Here is a 6135-nt window from a genome sequence, read left to right on the forward strand (position 1 = left end):
GCCGGATCGGGCCCGGCGGAGCCGGGCGCACCCGAGCCGATCCCGCCCGGGCCGGCCCCGGTCGTGGACGGCACGGCGACGGCGGCCGTCGACCCGCCGGCCGGCCCCGGTCGGGGCGAGGCCAGCGCGACGACCTCGGAGACGGCGGCCTCGGCCGTCCGGGCCGCGACCCCGGCCCCCCAGCGCAGCGGTCCGGTGGCGGTCCAGGCGGCGCCCACCGCGCCGCGGGCCAGCGATTCGAGCCGGCCCCGCCGGGGCACTCCCGAACCCGACGCCGGGGGCGTCCGGGGGTCAGGGTTGGTCACCGCAGCGCTCCTTCGTCCGATCCTGGGCCTCATTGTTCGCCACCACGGTGCGCGGACGCGCCACCCCGCCGGGATGACGTGTGTTCAGGGTCGCACAGGGTCCGCGCGCCCGTCCGGGTGATCGGTCGCCCACCCGGCCCGGCCGGGTGGGCCGTCAGGATCGACGCACCGGAGCGGAGCGCCGGAGCCAGCCCTTCACCCCGCCCAGGCCGGCCACCCGGGTGGCGAGGTCGACCGCCGCCCCGATCAGCGCCTCCTGCGCGGGGACCTGCGCTTCGTCCGGATAGGCCCTGATGCCTGCCCACGTCGCCGACATGCGCACCCGCTCCAGCCAGCGTTCCAGCTGGTCGCGGGGTCGGTCGGGGGCGTCGAGCATCACCCGGACACCGGCGAACCACCCCGACCCGGTCGCCTGATCACCGAAGAAGGCGCCGGCCGGGTCGCCCGGGATCCGGAGCTGGGCCATGGCCGCGCGGGTGGTCCACTCCGCGGCCAGATCGTCGGCCTGACCCTGGCGATGTCGGGCCCGCCGGGCGGCCTGACCGCCGATCGTCGGCAGCAGCGGCTCCAGACGGCCGCGCAGCGGTTCACGCTCGGCGCTGGTGAACCAGGTGGCGGACTCCATCCGGAAGCTGTTGCCCGGCAGATCGAGCTGGTCGGCCGCCACCAGCAGCAACCACCAGGCCAGACGGGCGAGCATGATCTCGCGGAACCCACCGGCCACACGACCGGCCACGACGGCCTTGAGCAGTTCGTTCTCGGGATGGTCCGGCCAGACCGCCTGGAGACCGTCGTGGCTGGACAAGGGCAGCGACCGGCGGATTTGGACATGCCAGGCCAGCGGGCCGGAGACCGCCGCCGGGGTGATCACGCCCCGGTCGAGCAGCAAAGTGGCGATGGATTTCGTGCAGTCGTCCGGCGCCAGGATCGTCAGGCAGTCATTGGCCATCTGGATCAGCTCGTCCGGCGGGGCCACGGCACTGAGCCGGTCGAGCAGGTCGTAGAGCACCACCGACCTGGGCGGCCCGGAGAACCAGCGCCGGAACTCCAGGACCAGCGACCCGGGCCGTTCCCCGCCCGGGAACTGCCCGGTCAGGACCGAGCGCAGGAAGGCGGCGGTCCGCAGGACCTCCAGCCGCGCGGGCTCGATCGACGACGGCTCGACCGCCAGCAGCTCGACGGCGGCCCGCTCCCCGTCGAGCAGGCTCAGGCCCGCACCGGTTCGGCCCGGCTCGTACCGGGCCGGCAGCGGCGGCTCGACCGATTCCACCAGCCGCTGCACGGCCGGATGCCACAGCACCTCGCCCGCCGGGCGTTGCCGCAGCCGCGTCGCCACCGCCTCCGACAGCACGCCGGGCCAGAGCCAGCCGGCCAGGGGGACGCCGGGTGATCGCGTCCCCGGCGCCCTATCCAGGAGGGCGGGAACCAGCGCCTCGATCCGGTCGTCGAACGCCGCGCGGACGGCGGTCAGCGCCGGCCCTCGGGTCAGCCCGGCCCGCTCCACCTGCACGGCGACCGTCAGGACGGCGTCGTCCCGGTCATCGGGGTCGACCCCGTCGAGCCAGCCGGTCAGCGACGGCAGCTCCTGCGCGAGCCCCAGGGCGGCGGCATCGGACAGGGCGAGACGTTCGGGGAACCACACCGGCGCGGCCGGATCCTCCGGACCGGCGAGCACCTCCCGCACGTAGGCGGTCAGGATCGGATCCGTGGTGGCCGTGGGCACGGGACCGTCGGAGCGGTCGAGGGCCGCGAGGATCTCGCCGGTGGTCGACGACGTGGCGCCCGCCTCCCCCCAGACGGTGATCGCCGCGATCAGGTCGGCGGTGAGCGCCGGGGGCAGCAGGCTGACCTGCGGCATGGCCGCGATCAGGACCTGCGCGGCCAGCCGGGCGACCTCCCGCTGGTCCCGGAGCAGCGCACCGTCCATCGACAGCACCACCGCGGGCAGGGCGAACAGCGGCCAGGGATCGAGGTCGGCGCCCACCTGCTCGCCCAGCACGTCGATGCGCCGGCGCACCTCGTCCTCCCAGCCCAGGGCGCACACCGCCTCGGCGAGCCGGGCCCACGGACCGACCCGGAGCAGCGTGCCGCCGACCAGCGTGAAGCCGTCGCCGGTGCGGACCGGCAGGTTCTCCGGGTCCAGGACGGTGACCTGCTCGTCGGGCATCTGCCGCCACCCGCCCGCGGTGTCCGCGGGAGCCCCGATGACCGTGCCGGGCCGGGCGCGCAGCACCTCCGCCGCCGGGGCCGCCTCGTAGGTGGAGAAGGGCACGGCCCACCCGGTGCCGGGCAGCAGGAAGTGGGTGACGATCGACGTCCACATCGCCGCCTCGACCGGCAGCCCGAGGACGACGATCGGCGTCTGCGTGGCGAACGCCCGCTCGGCGGCCGCCAGCACGAACTCCCGCTGCCCGGGATGCAGATCGATGAAGTCCATCCGCAGGTCGGCCGCGGCCGGCGAGGCGACGGACACGACCGGCAGCGGTCCGAGCTCGGCGGTCTCGATGGCCTCGGCCCGGCAGGGGGTCAACCAGCCGTCCGCGGCCCAGAAGTCGGCCGGCCGGTACCGGTTCCAGATCGCTCCGGCGCCGGAGACGGTCGTCGAGCCGGCCGCCGGAGGCCCCACGAGCAGCCCGTGGGCGAAGAACGCGTCCCGTCCCGAGCGGTCCCGGCCGGCCGCCGCCAGGTGGGCCAGGCTCCGGAACCCGCCGGGCAGCACGTCCAGCCGCAGGCACCTGGGCAGCAGGTCGATCTCGTCCTGGGTGGTCAGCGGCCCGACGATGGGCGTCCGGAAGCCGCCGAACGGCCGGACCGCCTCCTTGACCGCGGCCTCGGGAACCGGCCCGCCGAAGTCGGCGGACACCACCTGTTTGACCTTCCAGCCGGGCACCGCCGAGTAGGGGCCGGGTGCCTCGCAGGCGGTGTAGCTGAACTGCCCGACGAGGACCGGGTTCACGTCCCCCACCCGCGCGACCAGAGCAGCCAGCGGATGGGGTCGCCGACCCGTTGCGGGCTGGCCCCGGCGTCGGTCAGCTGCCGGCCCTTGGGCCCGTGGCCGAGCGCCGACAGTGCGAAGTACCGGAACTCCCGGAACGACTGCTCGACCTCGTCGACCAGCGCACGCTCGTTCATGGCCAGCAGCAACGCCCGGACCTCGTCGTGCACCCGCCGGCCGTCGGGTTCGTGGTACAGCCCCGGCTGCGTGACGTAGGGGTCGCGCCACAGGGCGTTGCCCGGCCCGATCAACCGGCTCAACTGGGACTGCGGTTCCTTGGCCACGGCCTGGATCCCGTCGAACTTGGCGAAGACCACGGCCGCCCGGTTGGGCAACGGCCCGGTGGGGATGCCGAGCAGCAGGCGGATCTCGTTGACCACGTTGCCGACCACGGTCAGCGGGGGCGCACCCTGTTCGGGCAGCGGGATCACGCCGTGCAGCCAGTCCCGGACCCCGGGCAGCTGCAGGGGGTCGATCAGGATGACGATCAGGTCGGCGTGGGCCAGCGCCGGCGCGTACGGCCGGACCGTCTCGGGCTGGCTCATGTCCTCCCCGGCGACGTCGAACAGGGAGATCGCCCGGTTCCGGCCGGTCGGGGCCCGGCCGATCGAGGCGATCATCGGGCGCAGCAGCTCCTCGTTCTGGGCGGCGGAGAGCGTGCTGGGGAACAGCTCCCCGGCCCGGATCATGTTGCGGTGCGCCGTCAACTTGGCATCGGACTCGGCGTCGATCGGGCGCAGGTGACCACCCACCGAGGGCAGCAGCGTGGTCTCCAGGTGGCCGACCAGACCGCTGAGGTAGGTCGTCTTGCCGGACTGCCGGGCCCCGACCATGACCACGCCGAGCACCTCGTGCGCCCACCAGGTCGGGGGGAGATCGGAATGGCAGTGCGGGCAGACCTCCTGCCGGCTCATCACGCCGCAGTTCGGGCAGTGCGCCGTCGGCTGCGGGGGGTCGAGCACCGTCTCCCGGCGCTCCTGATGACTCGACCGGGTCACCGGGAAGACCGGCCTGGCCTGCACCGCGTCGGTCGGGTCGGCCGAGCCGGGATGCCGCAGCTGGGTCAACCCCGGGTCGATCGTCGGCTCGCACGATCCCTGGCAGCGGAACTGCTGGACCCGCAGGTCGGCCTCGCGCAGGCAGCGCGGGCAGTGCAGCGGCGCCGCGGTCGCCGGCCCGGGCGGGGCGACCGGCGGGCCAACGGGATCGACGACGATCGGTGGGGTCCCGCTCCCGGTCCAGACCAGCAGGCGCAGGTGGGCTCCCCGGGGCACCCGCACCTCCGGCACGGCCGTGATCCACTGGCCCGGGGCCAGCGCGGTGCGCGGCACCTCGCCCTGGCAGACGCGCTGGACGGTCGGGCCGTCCGTCGCGAGCGGAAAGCCGGTGGTGTCGGCGAGCAGCATGAAGGACAGGTTCGGCCAGTGCGGGCGGTCGACCAGCAACTGCAACGACCGGCTCGACCCGAACCGGTTCACCGCGGCCAGGTCCCACCGGACGGTCCACCGGCCCGGATAGGCCTTGCGGAACTGGCCGCCGCGGATGTAGTCGCCGCCGTAACGGGTCGCCCCCTGCAGCAGCACGTCGACCGGCTCGGGTCCCAGGGTGCAGCCGACCCCGCCGAACCGGTCGAATTCCTCCCGGTTGACCAGCCGCATCGGCGCGCCGTGTGATTGACCGCCGGGCGGCACGAACCAGACGCCCAGGAAGGTGGCACCGGTCGGCCAGGTCGACCGGACGAGCTGCCAGTCGACCCGTTCCTCGATCTCCATCTCGTCGATGTCACCCACGTGCAGCATGACGTCCTGGCCGCCGATGATCCGGGTGCCGGACAGTTCGGTGACCGCCGAGATCGTCCACTGGGAATGCCGCCCACCGTCGACGTGGGTGTCCAGCGGGATCCACGGGATGGTGTCGCGCTCCTCGACCGCGACGACCGGCTCCCGGATCCGCTCGCCGAGCAGCCCCACCTGCAGGGCCCACTGGTCCGCGGTGAGGGTGCGGCCGACGACGGTGTCGGCGTGGGGGCCACCCGGGGCCACGTACAGCGTGACCGTTCCGCGGGCGGGCGGCCGCCAGGAGGCGCCGACCCCGACCCGGTCGTCCCGGTGGCGGATCTGGCCGCGCAGCTCGGTGACCGGCTCGGGTCGGCCGGGCACCGTCACCGTCCGCTCCAGGCCCGGGGAGGATTCGATCGACCCGTCGTGCGCGCCGAGCACGGGCGACTCGGTGTAGACGCGGTAGGTGTAGGTCGCCCCCGGCTCGACGTCGACGTCGCGGAAGGTGTCGCCGCGGAAGGTCAGCTGCCGCGACGCGTCCGGCCCCTTGGGCAGCGGCCGCCCGGGGAGCGACCGCATCACCCGGACCCGGTCGATCCCGTCCGGCGCGGTCCAGCTCAGCAGCACGCCGTGTTCGGCCGGCTCGACGGCGAGGTCGGCGACCTCGGTGAGCACCCGGCCGATCGCGTGCCGGACGGCCGTCGCGTCCGGCAACTCGGCCGCGGACCGGACCGGGTAGGCGAAGACCGCGAAGAACCGGTGCCGCGTGTCCGGCAGGATCGCCTGCCGGTCCACGGTCACCAGCACCCGATCCGACGCCGACGGTGCTTCCGGGACGGCGTCGGCCGACCCGCAGACCAGGTAGACCGCGGTCGAACCGGGTGGCGGGACGTGCTCGTCCCACCGCAGGATCGTGCGTCCCGTGATGTCCACCACCGCGCGCACGGTGGCGTCCGACTCGGCGAAGGCGTCCCACTCGGGCGACAGCACGGCGACGTCGGGCAGGTCGTCGGCGACGACGGGCGAGGGTGCGGGGCGCGCGGCGGACGCGACCACC

The 6135-nt window shown here is 74.7% G+C and carries 2 protein-coding genes and 1 pseudogene; all 3 read right to left on the bottom strand.

Annotated elements, in window-relative coordinates; all coding sequences use genetic code 11:
- Window positions 1–305, bottom strand: a pseudogene (locus ACOJUF_RS25025) (hypothetical protein); the annotation flags it as partial.
- Between the two features lie 154 nt (window positions 306–459).
- On the bottom strand, window positions 460–3261 hold the full coding sequence (locus tag ACOJUF_RS25030) for a hypothetical protein (protein WP_420124517.1): 2802 nt from the start codon (window positions 3259–3261) through the stop codon (window positions 460–462).
- Window positions 3258–6135 (bottom strand): hypothetical protein (locus tag ACOJUF_RS25035; protein ID WP_420124518.1); only part of this gene is annotated, 2878 nt, incomplete at its 5' end. The genes ACOJUF_RS25035 and ACOJUF_RS25030, both read right to left, overlap by 4 nt.

The sequence above is a fragment of the Nakamurella sp. genome (assembly GCF_048594475.1).
Taxonomy (GTDB): Bacteria; Actinomycetota; Actinomycetes; order Mycobacteriales; family Nakamurellaceae; genus Nakamurella.